This window comes from Dactylosporangium sp. NPDC051484 (assembly GCF_040689395.1).
Taxonomy (GTDB): Bacteria; Actinomycetota; Actinomycetes; order Mycobacteriales; family Micromonosporaceae; genus Dactylosporangium.
The window spans coordinates 187,701-201,201 of sequence record NZ_JBFAZX010000013.1 but is presented as its reverse complement, the minus strand read 5'-3'; the positions used below and the strand labels follow the sequence as shown (position 1 = coordinate 201,201).

Below are 13,501 nucleotides of genomic sequence, written 5' to 3'. Positions count from 1 at the left end.
GGCGGACGTGTTGATCCCGTTCGGGTCCGCGGTCAGATTGCCCGGGCGAGTTCGGTGAACGCGGCTGCGACCTGCAGAGCGGGCGGGGAGTCGAGTCCGAGTTCGTAGTGGCCGCGTCGGAGGTTCTGCATGAAGCTGTGGCCGGCGATGATCGTCCAGGCTGTGCGGTCGGTGCGTAGGCCGCGCATCGATCTCAACCGGTGTTTGAGCTGGCTGTGGTCAGCCTCGATGGGATTGTTCGCGTGCTGCTCCACGTGATGCCACGCCTGCGGGATCAGCTCATCGAGCACGCCGGGATAGACCGCGGCGGCATCGGTGACCACCTCGGTGGGCTTGGCCTTCAACGAGGACAGCGCCCGCCGGAAGAACCGCCGAGCCGCGTCGGCATCTCGGCGGGCCGAGAGCAGCACGTCGATGACCTGCCCGTACTGGTCGACCGCCCGGTAGACGTACCGCCAAACTCCGTTGACCTTGACGTACGTCTCGTCAACGTGCCACCTCTCGCCTGGCGAATGGCGGCAGAACCGGGCAGCGTCGGCCAGCAGCGGGGTGAACCGCTGCACCCACCGGAACACGGTGACGTGGTCGATCTCGATGCCGCGTTCGACCAGCAGTTCTTCCACGTCCCGGTAGAACAGGTTGAACCGCAGGTACCAGCGCACCCCGACCATGATCACCTCAGGCGGAAACCGGAACCCGGCAAACGCCGACTTCGGTGGCAGCCAGGGATGAGGACGGGCCGTCAGCTTCACTGGTCAAGCATGCCGCGATCATGCCAACGCTCAATGCAACAGAGCCACCCACGGTCCACGCACCCGCCCCATCCACGCGCGACAGCTCGACATTCGATTCGACCCTGACAGACAAGACGGCATCGAACATGACCGAACGGCCGACCGATTCCGGATCATGGATGGACGACGGCACCGTCGGTCGACCTCCGCAGCGTCCGGCCAGGGTCGCAGTCGGGCGCCATAACAGCCGTTCCGTTGCAAAAGTCCCTGGCCGACCTGCGTGCACCAGCCGCACACCAGCACAGCAATCGGCTGCCACCAGCAGCTGGCATCCCCGCCTGGCGCTGATGGTGGACCTTGCGATGGGCATTTAAATTTAGCCTCTGGGTGACCGGATCATGCTGACCTACAGGGTCCTAGTCACGGCCTCGGGTGGACTGGGATTAAATGTAAATATTTCAAATTTAGCTTGTGTCCTGCCATAGTGGGTGCCTCTACTAACGGGGGAGGATGGACTCTTGCGTGCCTTGAGGCTTGTGACAGTCACCATCGCGGTCGTCGGCCTGGCATCCAGCACCGCCACCACGGCGTTTGCGGATCCAGGTGGCGCGGCGGACGCGAAGTCGTCGGCGTCGACGGCGGTTCAAGGGATCGACGCGGCGACGTTGGAGCGGCAGGCGAAGCTGGACGCGTTGGCCGACCTGATCACCGGTACGGCCGGCACCGAGGAACGGCACAGCGGCGGTTACGCGGGTGTGGTCGTGGACGCGGAGCATGGCGTGTTGTCGGTGTATTGGAAGGGCGCGGTACCGCAGCAGGTGCGGGACGTGCAGGCCGAGGCGAAGACCGCCGGACTGGCCGTGACCGTGACCGACGCGAAGTACTCGGCCGAGGAGCTGGAGGCGGCGCGCGCCAACCTGGAGAAGGCGGTGGAGGGGAAGCCTGCGGCCGACGTCCCCGCCGCGGCGTGGAACTCGATCGCCGTCGAGCCGGACGGGAGCGGCCTGTTCGTCACCTACAACTCCTCGGCGGCGCCGCAGGCGAGGTCGGCGGGTGTGTCTGCGGCGCAGGTGACCGCCGTCGCCCCGGATGCGTTCGCCAGTAACGCGCAGGTGCTCGCCGGTGTGCCGGTGCGGGCGGCGGTCGCGGCGGAGCAGACCCCGCTGTACGGCCGCGCGGCCGACTCCAGCCCGTACTATGGCGGCGCTCGGATCTACAACTCCGACGCGAAGTTCTGCTCCACCGGGTTCGGCGGCCGGTATGCCGGGAGTGACGTCCTGCTCGGCGCGTCGCACTGCGGCACCTCCGGGAACTTCTACAACGGCGCGTACAACCTGCTCGGTGCGCCGATCTCGGGGGGCTACAACCTCGGATATGACGTCACGTTCGTCAGGATCTTCGTCGGCAGCGCCGGCGCCAACTACTACGACGGCGCGTGGAACGACCCGGGCTACAACAAGCGCATCGAAACGTGGACGCTCAATCACGTTGGCGACTCGGTGTGCACGTCGGGGGCGATGTCGGGCATCCACTGCGGTATCAAGGTGAAGTACGCGGGCGTCGACTCGATCATCGAGGGGATCACCCGGCACAACGTCGTCCAGGCCCTGCGCACCACCACCAACATGGCGTCCGCGAAGGGCGACAGCGGCGGTCCGGTCGTCGCCTGCGGCGCCACCTGCGACATGATGCAGGCGCGCGGCATCATCAGCGGCTCCTACGGCAACTGGGTCGTGTGCCCGGTGGCCGGCGTCGGCACCGCCGGCTCCACGGAGTGCTTCGAGGGCGTGTCGTACATCGGCATGTCCGCGTTCGTCAACAACCTGGGTTTCACGCTCTTCACCTGGGGCTGAGCCGGGCCGGCGGGCGCTCGCGGTGCGGGCGCCACCCTATGCTGGCCGACAGGAGGCCCAGATGCAGACTCGTCTACGCACCGCGCTGGTCGTGGCGGCGGCCGCGGTGGCGCTCGGCGCGGTGACCGTCGGCGTCCCGCTGGCGCTGCACCGGGGCGTGGCCTCGCCCGCGGCGATTCCGGAGCCACCCGAACTCGACGCGGCGCACTGCCCAGTCACGTGGCCCGGCGGCGTCGGGACTGCTGACCGGCCCGGGCCGCTCGTCCCGGCCGACGGCGTCGTATCAGTGACCCTGTGCGAGCTGCCCGGCGCCATGCCGAGCTGGATCGAGCCGACACCGCCCCGCGTACTCACAGCGCGGGCGGACGAGATCGTCGCGGCGATGAACGCGCTGCCCTCCGCGGCAGACGGCAACGGGAACTGCACGCTGACCGCGTTCCCAACAGAGATGTCGCTCGTGGTGAGCTACGCCGGCCGGGCGCCGGTAGCCGTGCCGCTCGACCGCAACTGCGGTACCGCCGGCGCCGATGGGCGCACCCGCCGCATCATCAGCACCGACGGCACGCACCCGGCGGTGGTGGACACCTTCCTCGCGCGCTACCGGGAGCAGCTCGCCGCAGCGACCAGCCCGGCCGCGGTCAAGACGCCGGCCTGCGCGGCCGCGCTGTCACCGGCCGACATCGAGGTACGCACCCGGGCCGACGAGCCGCGCGACGACTTCGCCCGCAACCGGGGTGGGGCGGACACGTTCGCGCCGAGCGCCCTGGTCGAGGTCAGGGCGTGCCGCTACCGCACCAGCCCCGACGGCCTCCGCCTCGCCACCCAGCACGCCCAGCGCCAGAACCTGACGGCATTCCACGACCTTGTCAACGCCGCCACCCAGCGCGTCACAGACACGAGCGACTGCGCCACGGCCGGCGGCCCGACCGCGATCGACGTCGTCTGGCTCGCCGACGCCACCGGCGCCGTCGCCGAGCTGCGAGTGCCGCGCCAACCCTGCCCGGAGTTCCGCCGCGCGGGCTCCCCGGGCCTGGTGCCACCACCGCAGCTGCTAACCCAGCTGGACCACTGGCTGGCCTGACCATCGCCCACCGGCGCCCGATGCGAGGCCGCCGGCGACGAACGCGCGAAGCTCAGAAGCTCCCAGTGGTGTTGCACTTGGCGTTCTGGACGATGCGCTTCTTATGTCTGAGTGAAGCGGCACAGCCCGCTGTGATCGGCTCCCGAGCCAGCATCCTGTTGCAAGGTAGGTATTCGACCGCTTTTGCGTTACGTCAGTAGGCCGAGGACGCGTAGCGTCGGTAGAGATCTGGCCGGCCGCGCAGGCCGCCGGGACGCACGCGAAGCCGCACGAGTCCACGCTCAGAACGGGCGCGTAGCCGTTGACCGCGTACGCGTTCCGGCTGAACTTGACGAAGGTCCCGCCGAGCGGGCCGGTGCTGGGGGCTGGCGACCCCGCCGAACAGCTTGCCGAGCAGGTCGCGCTGCGGGTCGGTGCCGCAGTCGTTGAGGTACGGCGACGCGGTGGCCGAGCAGCCGACGGTGCCGTACGAGGTGACCCAGGCGTGCCCGGCGGCCGAGCCGGTGTCGTACCGGACCGAGGCGCCGAAGTCCCGGAAGTACGTGGCCGGGTCGTCGTTCACCGACTTCTTGACGGCGCCGTCGTTGCCGCCGTGGTAGATGTACACGGGCTTGCCCGTCAGGTCGCTGCAAGTCGACCCCGTCCCCGGCGGCAACTCCAACGCCTACGACTACTGCTCCGCCGACCCCATCAACTGCACCGACCTCGACGGCAAATGGGGCTGGGGCAGCATCAAAAAAGCCCTGAACACCGTCGCCGTCGTCGCCTCCTACGCCTCCATGATCCCCGGCCCCATCGGCACCATCGCCGGCGTCGTCTCCGCAGTCGCCTACGTCGCCACCGGCAACTGGAAAGAAGCCGCCTGGGCCGTCGGCGGAGCGCTTGCCGCGACCGTCGGTCTTGGCGTGGTGGCAACGTGCTGCACGACCTGGGCGACCTGAACGGCGCCCGCACCCAACACGAGCACGCCCTGCGCATCAGCGAAGCCGCCCTCGGCCCCGACCACCCCACCACCGGCATCCGCCGCAGCAACCTCGGCATGGTGCTGCGCGCCCTGGGCGACCTGAACGGCGCCCGCACCCAATACGAGCAGGCCCTGCGCATCGGTGAAGCCGCCCTCGGCCCGCAACATCGGCAGACGCTTGCCATCCGGACTGCGCTCGAGGGCCTGCCCCCGGCCGCGCCAGAGTCTGCAGAGAGGCTCGCTCATCGCAAAGACCAGCCATGAGCGCATTTGCAAAGACTGACCAATCCACGATCCAAGCTCCGCTGACGAGATCGCTCGAGCGTCGGCGGCGGGACAGCCCGGTCGGCACGCGCGAGCATGCCTCGGGTTCAAACCGCAGCGGACAGCGCCGGAAATACTCGGACTGCGCCCGGATAGACGTGGACAAACCGCCACTTGAACAGCCGAGCAACCTTGGAGCAATCCAAATCCACAATGGACCGTCAAATCGCACGTTTACGCAGGTAGATCGCGCTGTAATACGGCCCGCAATTGCGATTCACGACGATTAAAAGTCCGCAGCTCTGCCATTGAGCTAGCAGCCCGCGCACACAGGGTACCCCGTCCGCCCACCACGGCTCACATCCGTTTCCGTCCTGACGCGTATTACCTGGTCCGGACGTTGCCAGTCCACCATGTGAAACATGGCAGTGTACCTTCAGTCACGAAATCCGGGCGGGTTCGGGCTGGTCCGCCCACGGTCCTGAACATCCGAGCCACCCACGGAGCACCCACAGCGATCATTCGCACAGCCAACTCGGCCTGTCCGGGACGTGACTGTCCATCCAGGCTCTGTAAATCTTGTCCGAACCTGGGCCGATCGGCAGCAGCAACGCAACCGGCCGGTCGGCGGGTTCGGGTGGCGGATGTGGACACGGTGCCTGCGTCCGTGGTCATCGTCAGCTGGCCGGCGGTCACGCGCACGGTGTCCCGGGCGGGCCTCGCGGCGTGGACCGCTCGGGCGGGGTGGCCGTCCTCGATCACCTCGGCGCGATGCTGCATCAGGTGCTGTAGTGCCGGGTCCGTGAGCAGAATGACCGCTTCCAGGATGGTCCACGCCTCGGGAGTCCGTCTTGGAGGAGTTGTCGGCCATATTTCAGCGCTGGCTGAAAGTGGGGCGGCTCTGGCAGCGGCGGCGGGGTGAACGTTTCGATGTGCTCGAGCTCCTCATCGGTGAGGATCCCGGCGAAGAGCTGACGGGACGATCCGGAGTCGCCGCCTTCCGCAACACGGCCGCCGATGCGCCGGCCGTGAACAGCACGACGCCCCAGTCCGAAGGGCCGGGCGAAGGCGGACGGCTCGGGGCGTCGCAATCGGACGGTGCGGGAAGGGCCCGACAGCAGGCCTGACGTGATCCCCGCAGCTGCTGGTGGACGTTTGACTGCGTGACCGCGGCATCGACTGGACGCCGATCGCTGACGACGAGGTCCGGATCGACCTGACCTGCGCAAGGGACGAGGCCTACATCTCGGCCAGAATCTTCGCCTTCGCCTGGTCGTACTCGGCTGGCGACAGCGCACCGGAGTCCCGCAGAGACTGCAGCATGGTTAACCTGACCAGCGGGTCCATCGTCGGGGCGGGCTGCGCGGTGCCGGACCCGGCCTTGAACAATTGCCCGTCGTTGATCGCGACCAGCGCGCCGAACGGCGATGCCGCCGGACCAGCGTTGTCAAAGAGGCGCGGGTGCGGCGGCGGGACAGGTGCCACCGGCTGCCGGAACCGTAGTCGGCCCAGGATGAAGCTCGCGATGCCGCCGATGATGGCGAGGGGCAGGATGAACGCCCATTTGCCGGTCCCCGGTGGGCACTGCCGGACAGAGACGTAGTTACCCCCGGACGCGCAGGAGCCGCCCCGGACCAGCTGAAACAGAGCGAAGAGCGCGACGCCCAGGCAAACGACGCCGAGCAGGAAGCCGATCGCGAAACGGACTCGATACATCACGGCGTGACCGTACAGATCAGAGCGTTCCATCCACGTCGTTGCGTACGGAATACGACCCATCATCACGACCACCCGCGTTGGAGTGTCGATGACGCTTGACGGCTTCACCTCCGCAGAGGAGAGGCGGCTCTGTTGCATCGAGCGTTGGCAAGATCGTGGCAGGGCCGGGGCTCGCCACGTTTAGGGTTTGCGACCGTAGAACCGTGCCTGCGCACCGCGAAACGGCAGCTCAAGCGCCAGGACCGCCCACCCAGAAGCATGTTTTGCGTAACCGTTTACTCTATCCCCTAGGCTTCGATGGCGCGAGTCCCCAGGTCACCTGCCAGCGGATACGAACGGGTGACAGGGCGTCCCACCGGGTACCAACGGCTGACGGCGGCGATCCGGCGACCGGTGGAGCACATCGCCATCGGGGGACTGGTCCCGGTTTCACCGGCCTATCGATGGTGTTGGTGGAACAATGGAAGGCGTGGGAACTGCGAAAACTGCTATGCCTGCTATCTCGCCGCTTGCTGGCGAGCCGATTAAGCGGGCCGATGCCGAACGGCTCGCGGGAGTGCTGAAGGCATTCGCCGACCCGGCCCGGCTGCGACTGCTCAGTCTGATCCAGTCCGCTCCGGACGGCGAGGCGTCCGTGAGTGACCTCACCGCGCCGCTTGGCCTCTCCCAGCCGACCGTGAGTCATCACCTTCGGATCCTCACCGAGGCCGGCCTGCTCGAGCGCGAGAAGCGCGGCGTCTGGGCGTACTACCGCCTGGTGCCGTCCTCGATCGCGGCGATAGCCGACCTGTTGACGCCGCCCCGCAAGCGGGCGACGAAGAGGGCCCGCTGAGCGGCACTGTCGAAGGCCTGCGCCAGCGCCGGGGCCGGCAATCCTCGGCTGGCGATACGGCGGTAGCGGGCTTGGAGATAGGTGTCTTTGCTGCGCCCGATGCCGAGGCGGCCGCCCTCGACCGGCGGGTTCGGGCTTGCGACCGGCTGACCATGGCCGCCGCGCACCACAAGGTTCGAGTCAAGGACCTGGTCGAACCCCGCTCACGGTGATCTGGGTAAGGCCGACCTGGCCATCCTCGAGCGCTACGCCGATCCGTCCCCGCCGCTGGCCAGCGGCACGCGGGTGACCGCCTCCAGCTTCCCCACCGCTACGACGGTGAGGAGACGGACGGTCTCTCGCCCCGCCTGGGATACAGCGCCTCGCGCCGCACAGCAGGGCACAACAGGCGATCACATGGAGTCCTGACTTGTGAAGCGGATCTTGGCAAACCGTCTTCGAGCGTGGACTCCGCGCCCGTTCCAGCACGATCCACATTGGACGATATGCCCGCATCAGCCCCGCGCCGCCGCCCGTTCGCGGTACGAGCGTAGTCGAGCGACCGCACGCTTCGCCGGCTGAGGAAACCACGTACGCTGAGGTATGTTGATCGTGATCTCTGGCTTACCGGGCACCGGCAAGACCGCCGTGGCCGCCGGTATCGCCGCCAGATTGCATGCCGTACATCTGTCCATCGACACCACCGAGGACGCCATGCTCGGCGCCGGCCTGCCATCTGGCTGGGAGACCGGAGTCGCGGCATACGAGGTGACCAGGGCTGCTGCCGAACAGAACCTGGCGTTGGGTTGGGATGTCGTCATTGACGCCGTCAACGACAGCGAACCAGCTCGTCAGACCTGGCGCCGTGCGGCCGAACATACGGCCGTCGCACTACGATTCGTATTGCTCACCTGCTCCAATCAGGAGGAGCATCGGCGCCGTCTGGAGAGTCGACGGCGAGGGTTGCGCCACCTCCCGGAGCCGACCTGGGACCACGTCGAATCTCGAGCCTCCGTCTATGAGCCGTGGACGGACCACCACGTCCTGATCGACACCTACGCGCCGCTGGAAACGGTCATCGAGGCAACACAAAGGCGACTTACGGAAAGCCAGTAACGGCCGACCATCGAACCGACAGCATCCGACGCAACGGTCTTCGCGCCCTCGGTCACTCGAAGGGACCGAACCAGCGCAACGAAACAGGCCCCCTCAACGCCGCGGTCTTGACGCTGGCGTGGCCCATATCGTCGACGTGCATAAGTGCCATGCCGATGCACCCGCCTTGGTGCCGCTACGGCGTCACCGACCAGACGACGCCTGAAGCCAGCCCTCACGCTCCCTCAACCGAGTGACCGGCCCACTCGGCGACCTGCGTTGCCAGCACTCCCCCGTTGAGCCACGTCGACACCGCCGCCCTCGACGCCGCGCCCGAGCCGCTGCCGGCGAACAGGACTGTACAAATAACGGCGGATCTACCGATCAAGGGAGAGACGCCAGATGACGACGGAGACCACCGTCGAGCAGGAGCCCGTTGCCGTGCCGGGGGGGTGCGGTCACGGATGAGCAGTTGATCGCGATGCTGGTCGATCGGGCTCGTGGTGACGGGCTGCAGTTGACCGGTGAGGGTGGGCTGCTGCAGCAGTTGACCAGGCGGGTCCTGGAATCGGCCCTCGAGGGCGAGATCACCGACCATGTCGGCTACGACAAGCACGACCCGGCGGGCAAGGGCAGCGGGAACTCCCGCAACGGCACCAGGGCGAAGACGGTGCTGACCGACATCGGGCCGGTCGAGGTCCGGGTGCCGCGGGACGTGGCCGGCACGTTCGAGCCGCAGATCGTGCGCAAGCGTCAGCGGCGGCTGTCCGGGGTGGACGACCTGGTGCTGTCGCTGTCGGCCAAGGGCCTGACCCATGGCGAGATCGCCGCGCACCTGGCCGAGGTGTACGGCACCGAGGTGTCGAAGCAGACCATCTCCACGATCACCGACAAGGTGATCGACGGTATGGCGGAGTGGCAGAACCGGCCCCTCGACGCGGTGTATCCAGTCGTGTTCATCGATGCTATCAATGTCAAGATCAGGGATGGTCAGGTCGCGAACCGGCCGATCTACGTCGTCATGGCGGTCACCGTCGACGGCCACCGTGACATCCTCGGGATCTGGGCCGGCGACGGCGGCGAGGGCGCCAAACACTGGCTGCACGTGCTGACCGAGCTGAAGAACCGCGGTGTCGCTGACGTGCTGATGCTCGTCTGCGACGGGTTGAAGGGCCTGCCCGACGCGGTCGCGACCGTGTGGCCGCGCACGATCGTCCAGACGTGTGTGGTCCACCTGCTGCGCAACTCGTTCCGGTACGCGGCACGGCAGGACTGGGACAAGATCGCCAAGGCACTCAAGCCGGTCTACACCGCGGCGACTGAGGACGCCGCGACCGAGCGGTTCATGGAGTTCGCTGACGTCTGGGGCAAGAAGTACCCGGCGATCGTGAAGCTGTGGTCGGACGCGTGGGCCGAGTTCGTGCCGTTCCTTGCCTTCGACGTGGAGATCCGCAAGGTCATCTGCAGCACGAACGCGATCGAGAGCGTCAACGCGCGTATCCGCAAGGCCGTGCGGGCCCGCGGGCACTTCCCCAATGAGCAGGCCGCCTTGAAGTGCGTGTACATGGCGTTGATGAGCCTCGACCCGACCGGTGCCGGCCGCCGGCGATGGACCATGCGCTGGAAGGCGCCGTTGAACGCATTCCAGATCGCGTTCGAGGGCCGCCTGACCCTGACCAACCACTGACCGATTCAACAATCCAGATCAGCCGTTAACTTGACACTCCCCGGCGAACAGTTGCTTTACCTGCCGTTGTCCTCGATCAGTGCGTCGATCAGACCGGGGAAGCGGACATTCAATTCATCTCGGCGCAGCACGATGGTATGGGTCCGGCCGGTCACCGTCGTACGGGTCAAGCCCGCCTGCCGAAGGATTCGGAAGTGATGGGTCATGGTCGACTTGTGCACGCCGAAGTCCCAATGCGTCCCGCACTTCGCGTGCTGTTCACCGTCGGCGAGCGTCTGCACGATCCTCAGGCGGATCGGGTCAGCCACCGCGCGCAACACGTTGACCATCGTCACACCGGACATGTCCGGCACCGAGTCGTCGTCGCCCGTCATGCCCCCAACCTACCGTTGGACATGTGTCATACCGTTCCCTAGGCTGACGGTATGACACATGTCCAACAGTCTGGCTCGGTTCGCTGGGCCTGGGACACCGACGGCGTCGTCACGGTGACCCTCGACGACCCTGGCCGCACCGCCAACATGCTCAACCAGCGCCACCACGACGGCCTCAACGCCTGCCTCGACGACCTGACCACCCGGCTCGACCAACTGCGCGGCGTAGTGCTCACATCAGCGAAACGCTCCTTCGTGGCAGGTCCGGAGTTCGAGCCGAGCGAGATCACCCCGGAAGAGGCCGCCGCCACCTACGACCTGCTGGTGCCACTGCGCGACCAGGCCCGCCAACTGGAGACACTGGGCCGCCCGGTCGCCGCCGCACTGAACGGCTCGGCCCTGGGCGGCGGCTTCGAAATCGCGCTGGCCTGCCACTACCGCGTCGGCCCCGACGATGACTCCGTGATCTGGTCGCTCGCCGAAACTGGGATGGGCATCATGCCCGGCGGCGGTGGCGTGGTGCGGGTGACTCGCATGACCGGCATTGCCGCGACCGTGCTCGACATCGTCGGCCCCGGCACCGCGTTCCACCCCCGGGCCGCGCTGGCCGCCGGCCTGGTGGACGAACTCGCCACGGACGTGGTCGCCGCCGCCCGCGCCTGGGTGCTCGCCCAGCCGGACGGACCGTTCGTCCAGCGCTGGGAAAGGCCCGGCTACAGAATCCCTGGCGGCACCGAAGAGCCACTCGGTCTCGCCGAGGAGGTGCGCCGCCGGTCCGCAGGCTCGCCGGTCCGGGCGCTGGCCGCGGTTCGGGAGGTGGCGATCCGCAGCGCGTCGGCGCCCATGGACGACGCTTTCGAGATCGAGACGGCCCTCTTCCGTACGCTGCTGAGCGCGCCCGAAGTTCCCGCGCTGAGCCACCTCTTCTTCGCCATGCGTACGGTCGCCGGAACCTTGCCGCCGACGCCACTCACCACCAGAACGGCGGCAGCCGTCCGCGAGTTCCCACAGATCACCGCCAACCCCCTGGCCGCCGTGTTCTTCGCCCCGGACGCCCCGGTGGTCGAGATCACCGGCGACGACGCCGAGGCCACGGCCTTCGAGGTCCGCGCCAAGGGCGGCATCCCGCTGGTGGTCAGCGGCGGCACGGTCTCGTTCGTTCAGGCGTTGCTGGACGCCGGCCCCGACCCGGATGCCATGGCCGCCGCCGCCCGCCGCGCGCTCGACGCCGGCCTCACGGTCGACCCGGCCGGCGCGGATGTCGCTTCGGTCCTCGCCGCAGGCTACCCACCCTGGACTGGCGGCGTCCTGCGCCACCTGGCGTACGCGGCGCCCGAGGCTGGCCCGGTCACCCGGGCGTGACAGCCCGCTCGCCGCGCCCCGGTGGCACCTGCGCGATCGCGACGACACTCTTGCCGAGGCTGGTCGACGCCCCCTTCGACACGGAGTCGGCAGGCAGGCAAGGGTCACCTGTTGCTTGCCAGGGCATCGCGGAGTGCGGCGGCCAACTCCGTGACCGCGACCTCGGCGTCATCGAACGGGTGGCGGAGGAACTCGTGAATCATTCCGTCGTAGCGGCGCACGGTCGTGGTAACGCCTGCGTCGCGTAGCCGTTGGCCGTACTGCTCGCCTTCGTCGCGGAGCGCGTCGTACTCCGCTGTAATGATGTATGCCGGTGGGAGCCCGGCCAGATCCGGTTCGAGCAGGGGCGAGACGCGGGGGTCGAGTCGTTGTGCCGGGGTGTCGAGGTAGTGGTCCATGAACCAGAACTGCGCTTCCCGCGTGACATTGCCGTAGCGGCCGGCGAGCCGGGTGATGGAGTCGTTCTTGCGCCGGAAGTCGAGGTCGGGGTAGATGAGAAGCTGGAATGCGATGTGCGGTGCACCGTCGTCGCGTGCCTTCAGCGCGACGACCGCGGCGAGGTTGCCGCCGGCACTGTCGCCTGCCACGGCCAGCCGATCGGCGTCAACGCCGAGCTCGGCCGCATGGTCGGCGACCCAGGCCGTCGCAGCGAGTCCGGTGTCGATCTGGGCCGGGTACTTGCGCTCGGGCGCGAGCGGATAGTCGACCGAGATCACGACCGTCCCCGCTGTGTTCGCGATGGAGCGCGCGAGGGCGTCGTGGGAGTCGAGATCACCGAGCACGTAGCCTCCGCCGTGGAAGAACACGACAACCGGCAACGGGTCGGCCACCGGCGCTCCCAGCACTGGGCGGTAGATCCGGATCGGGATGTCGCCGGCCCTGGTGGCGGCGACGCTGTCGGTCACCTCGGCAACGGGTTCGGCTTCGCCGATCGAGGCGGCGGTAAGGCGACGGGCGCCTTCGCGCGCCTGCTGTGGTGAAACGGTGTGAAGCCCGACGAGGTTGACGGCCGCGAGCCTGGCCAGATGAGCCTCGACCTGTGGGTGGAGCGGCATGACGAAGTCCTTGTCTGCTCAGTGGACAGCTGTCACGATCGAGGGTGCAACTTGAACCACGCTTCAAGTCAAGGGGGCGAGATGGATACTGAGCTGGACATCGCCAAGGTCGCCGAGCTGGCGGGCGTGACCGCGTCGGCGCTGCGGTTCTATGAGCGACGCGGGCTGATCGCATCCAGGGGGCGCAATGGCCTGCGGCGCACCTTCGCTCCAGAGGTCATCGACCGACTCATCCTGATCCGCTGCGCGCAGGAGGCGGGTTTCACCTTGGCACAGATCGCGCGATTCCTGGTCGCGACGCCCGGCGACGACGAGCTCCGTGAGCGGATGGGGCAGCGGGCACAGGAACTCGATGAGGAGATCGCGCGGTTGATGCGGATGCGCGACAGCCTGCGTCACGCCTCGACGTGCACGCACTCGCCCCTGGTGGAGTGCCCCGACTTCAAGAGCCGCCTGCTCCCCGACGCGGTCTCAGTTCAGCCGTAAGTCCGCTTCTGGGCTC

15 protein-coding genes are annotated in these 13,501 nt (G+C 67.9%); 10 read left to right on the top strand and 5 right to left on the bottom strand.

All coding sequences use genetic code 11. The features are described from left to right. Nucleotides 1-32 precede the first annotated feature (32 nt). Nucleotides 33-722, bottom strand: a complete 690-nt coding sequence (locus AB0367_RS22755) for an IS6 family transposase (protein WP_366228384.1) — start codon at nt 720-722, stop codon at nt 33-35. A 539-nt stretch (nt 723-1,261) separates the two neighbouring features. On the opposite strand from AB0367_RS22755, the gene AB0367_RS22750 reads away from it, so the two are divergent. Then, the gene (locus AB0367_RS22750; protein ID WP_366228366.1) at nt 1,262-2,587 is read left to right on the top strand and encodes a hypothetical protein; all 1,326 of its coding nucleotides are present in this window, start codon (nt 1,262-1,264) and stop codon (nt 2,585-2,587) included. Between the two features lie 61 nt (nt 2,588-2,648). Further along, nucleotides 2,649-3,668 (top strand): hypothetical protein, encoded by a 1,020-nt coding sequence (locus AB0367_RS22745; protein ID WP_366228365.1) that lies wholly within the window; start codon nt 2,649-2,651, stop codon nt 3,666-3,668. A 193-nt stretch (nt 3,669-3,861) separates the two neighbouring features. On the opposite strand, the gene AB0367_RS22740 is transcribed toward AB0367_RS22745, so the two are convergent. Beyond that, nucleotides 3,862-4,275: a hypothetical protein gene (locus AB0367_RS22740; protein ID WP_366228364.1), complete on the bottom strand. Its 414-nt coding sequence runs from the start codon at nt 4,273-4,275 to the stop codon at nt 3,862-3,864. 4 nt (nt 4,276-4,279) lie between these two features. Between AB0367_RS22740 and AB0367_RS22735 the strand changes: the two genes are divergently transcribed. The 3 genes from AB0367_RS22735 (at nt 4,280) to AB0367_RS22725 (ending at nt 6,023) form a co-directional block, all read left to right on the top strand. Then, nucleotides 4,280-4,609 carry a hypothetical protein gene (locus AB0367_RS22735; RefSeq protein WP_366228363.1) on the top strand — a complete coding sequence of 110 codons (330 nt, stop codon included), beginning with the start codon at nt 4,280-4,282 and terminating at the stop codon, nt 4,607-4,609. After that, a complete protein-coding gene (locus AB0367_RS22730; protein ID WP_366228362.1) occupies nt 4,585-4,896 on the top strand; it encodes a tetratricopeptide repeat protein in 312 nt (103 codons plus the stop codon). Before AB0367_RS22735 ends, AB0367_RS22730 begins: the two co-directional genes overlap by 25 nt. Before the next feature lie 851 nt (nt 4,897-5,747). After that, nucleotides 5,748-6,023 carry a hypothetical protein gene (locus AB0367_RS22725; RefSeq protein WP_366228361.1) on the top strand — a complete coding sequence of 92 codons (276 nt, stop codon included), beginning with the start codon at nt 5,748-5,750 and terminating at the stop codon, nt 6,021-6,023. 112 nt (nt 6,024-6,135) lie between these two features. Here the strand turns inward: AB0367_RS22725 and AB0367_RS22720 are convergent, their stop codons facing one another. After that, complete coding sequence (locus AB0367_RS22720; protein WP_366228360.1) at nt 6,136-6,753, bottom strand: SHOCT domain-containing protein; 618 nt, start codon at nt 6,751-6,753, stop codon at nt 6,136-6,138. A 322-nt stretch (nt 6,754-7,075) separates the two neighbouring features. Between AB0367_RS22720 and AB0367_RS22715 the strand changes: the two genes are divergently transcribed. The 3 genes from AB0367_RS22715 (at nt 7,076) to AB0367_RS22705 (ending at nt 10,208) form a co-directional block, all read left to right on the top strand. Further along, nucleotides 7,076-7,447 carry a metalloregulator ArsR/SmtB family transcription factor gene (locus tag AB0367_RS22715; RefSeq protein WP_366228359.1) on the top strand — a complete coding sequence of 124 codons (372 nt, stop codon included), beginning with the start codon at nt 7,076-7,078 and terminating at the stop codon, nt 7,445-7,447. Between the two features lie 582 nt (nt 7,448-8,029). Continuing rightward, nucleotides 8,030-8,542, top strand: a complete 513-nt coding sequence (locus AB0367_RS22710; RefSeq protein ID WP_366228358.1) for an AAA family ATPase — start codon at nt 8,030-8,032, stop codon at nt 8,540-8,542. A 460-nt stretch (nt 8,543-9,002) separates the two neighbouring features. After that, the gene (locus AB0367_RS22705; RefSeq protein WP_366228383.1) at nt 9,003-10,208 is read left to right on the top strand and encodes an IS256 family transposase; all 1,206 of its coding nucleotides are present in this window, start codon (nt 9,003-9,005) and stop codon (nt 10,206-10,208) included. A 56-nt stretch (nt 10,209-10,264) separates the two neighbouring features. Here the strand turns inward: AB0367_RS22705 and AB0367_RS22700 are convergent, their stop codons facing one another. Next, nucleotides 10,265-10,582, bottom strand: coding sequence for an ArsR family transcriptional regulator (locus AB0367_RS22700; RefSeq protein WP_366228357.1), 318 nt, complete (start codon nt 10,580-10,582; stop codon nt 10,265-10,267). Nucleotides 10,583-10,633: 51 nt separating this feature from the next. Here AB0367_RS22700 and AB0367_RS22695 point away from each other — a divergent pair, with 51 nt between their 5' ends. Beyond that, on the top strand, nt 10,634-11,944 hold the full coding sequence (locus tag AB0367_RS22695; protein WP_366228356.1) for an enoyl-CoA hydratase/isomerase family protein: 1,311 nt from the start codon (nt 10,634-10,636) through the stop codon (nt 11,942-11,944). Between the two features lie 104 nt (nt 11,945-12,048). Here the strand turns inward: AB0367_RS22695 and AB0367_RS22690 are convergent, their stop codons facing one another. Beyond that, nucleotides 12,049-12,999 (bottom strand): alpha/beta hydrolase, encoded by a 951-nt coding sequence (locus AB0367_RS22690; protein ID WP_366228355.1) that lies wholly within the window; start codon nt 12,997-12,999, stop codon nt 12,049-12,051. An 81-nt stretch (nt 13,000-13,080) separates the two neighbouring features. On the opposite strand from AB0367_RS22690, the gene AB0367_RS22685 reads away from it, so the two are divergent. After that, the gene (locus AB0367_RS22685; RefSeq protein WP_366228354.1) at nt 13,081-13,485 is read left to right on the top strand and encodes a MerR family transcriptional regulator; all 405 of its coding nucleotides are present in this window, start codon (nt 13,081-13,083) and stop codon (nt 13,483-13,485) included. Nucleotides 13,486-13,501 lie beyond the last annotated feature (16 nt).

What these genes read in the sequence shown, in the direction of transcription:
- AB0367_RS22695 (WP_366228356.1), top strand. Translation starts at nt 10,634, where the DNA reads ATGACACATGTCCAACAGTCTGGCTCGGTTCGCTGGGCCTGGGACACC.
- AB0367_RS22720 (WP_366228360.1), bottom strand. Translation starts at nt 6,753, where the DNA reads ATGCAACAGAGCCGCCTCTCCTCTGCGGAGGTGAAGCCGTCAAGCGTC.
- AB0367_RS22705 (WP_366228383.1), top strand. Translation starts at nt 9,003, where the DNA reads ATGCTGGTCGATCGGGCTCGTGGTGACGGGCTGCAGTTGACCGGTGAG.
- AB0367_RS22690 (WP_366228355.1), bottom strand. Translation starts at nt 12,999, where the DNA reads ATGCCGCTCCACCCACAGGTCGAGGCTCATCTGGCCAGGCTCGCGGCC.
- AB0367_RS22745 (WP_366228365.1), top strand. Translation starts at nt 2,649, where the DNA reads ATGCAGACTCGTCTACGCACCGCGCTGGTCGTGGCGGCGGCCGCGGTG.
- AB0367_RS22700 (WP_366228357.1), bottom strand. Translation starts at nt 10,582, where the DNA reads ATGACGGGCGACGACGACTCGGTGCCGGACATGTCCGGTGTGACGATG.
- AB0367_RS22715 (WP_366228359.1), top strand. Translation starts at nt 7,076, where the DNA reads ATGGAAGGCGTGGGAACTGCGAAAACTGCTATGCCTGCTATCTCGCCG.
- AB0367_RS22685 (WP_366228354.1), top strand. Translation starts at nt 13,081, where the DNA reads ATGGATACTGAGCTGGACATCGCCAAGGTCGCCGAGCTGGCGGGCGTG.
- AB0367_RS22710 (WP_366228358.1), top strand. Translation starts at nt 8,030, where the DNA reads ATGTTGATCGTGATCTCTGGCTTACCGGGCACCGGCAAGACCGCCGTG.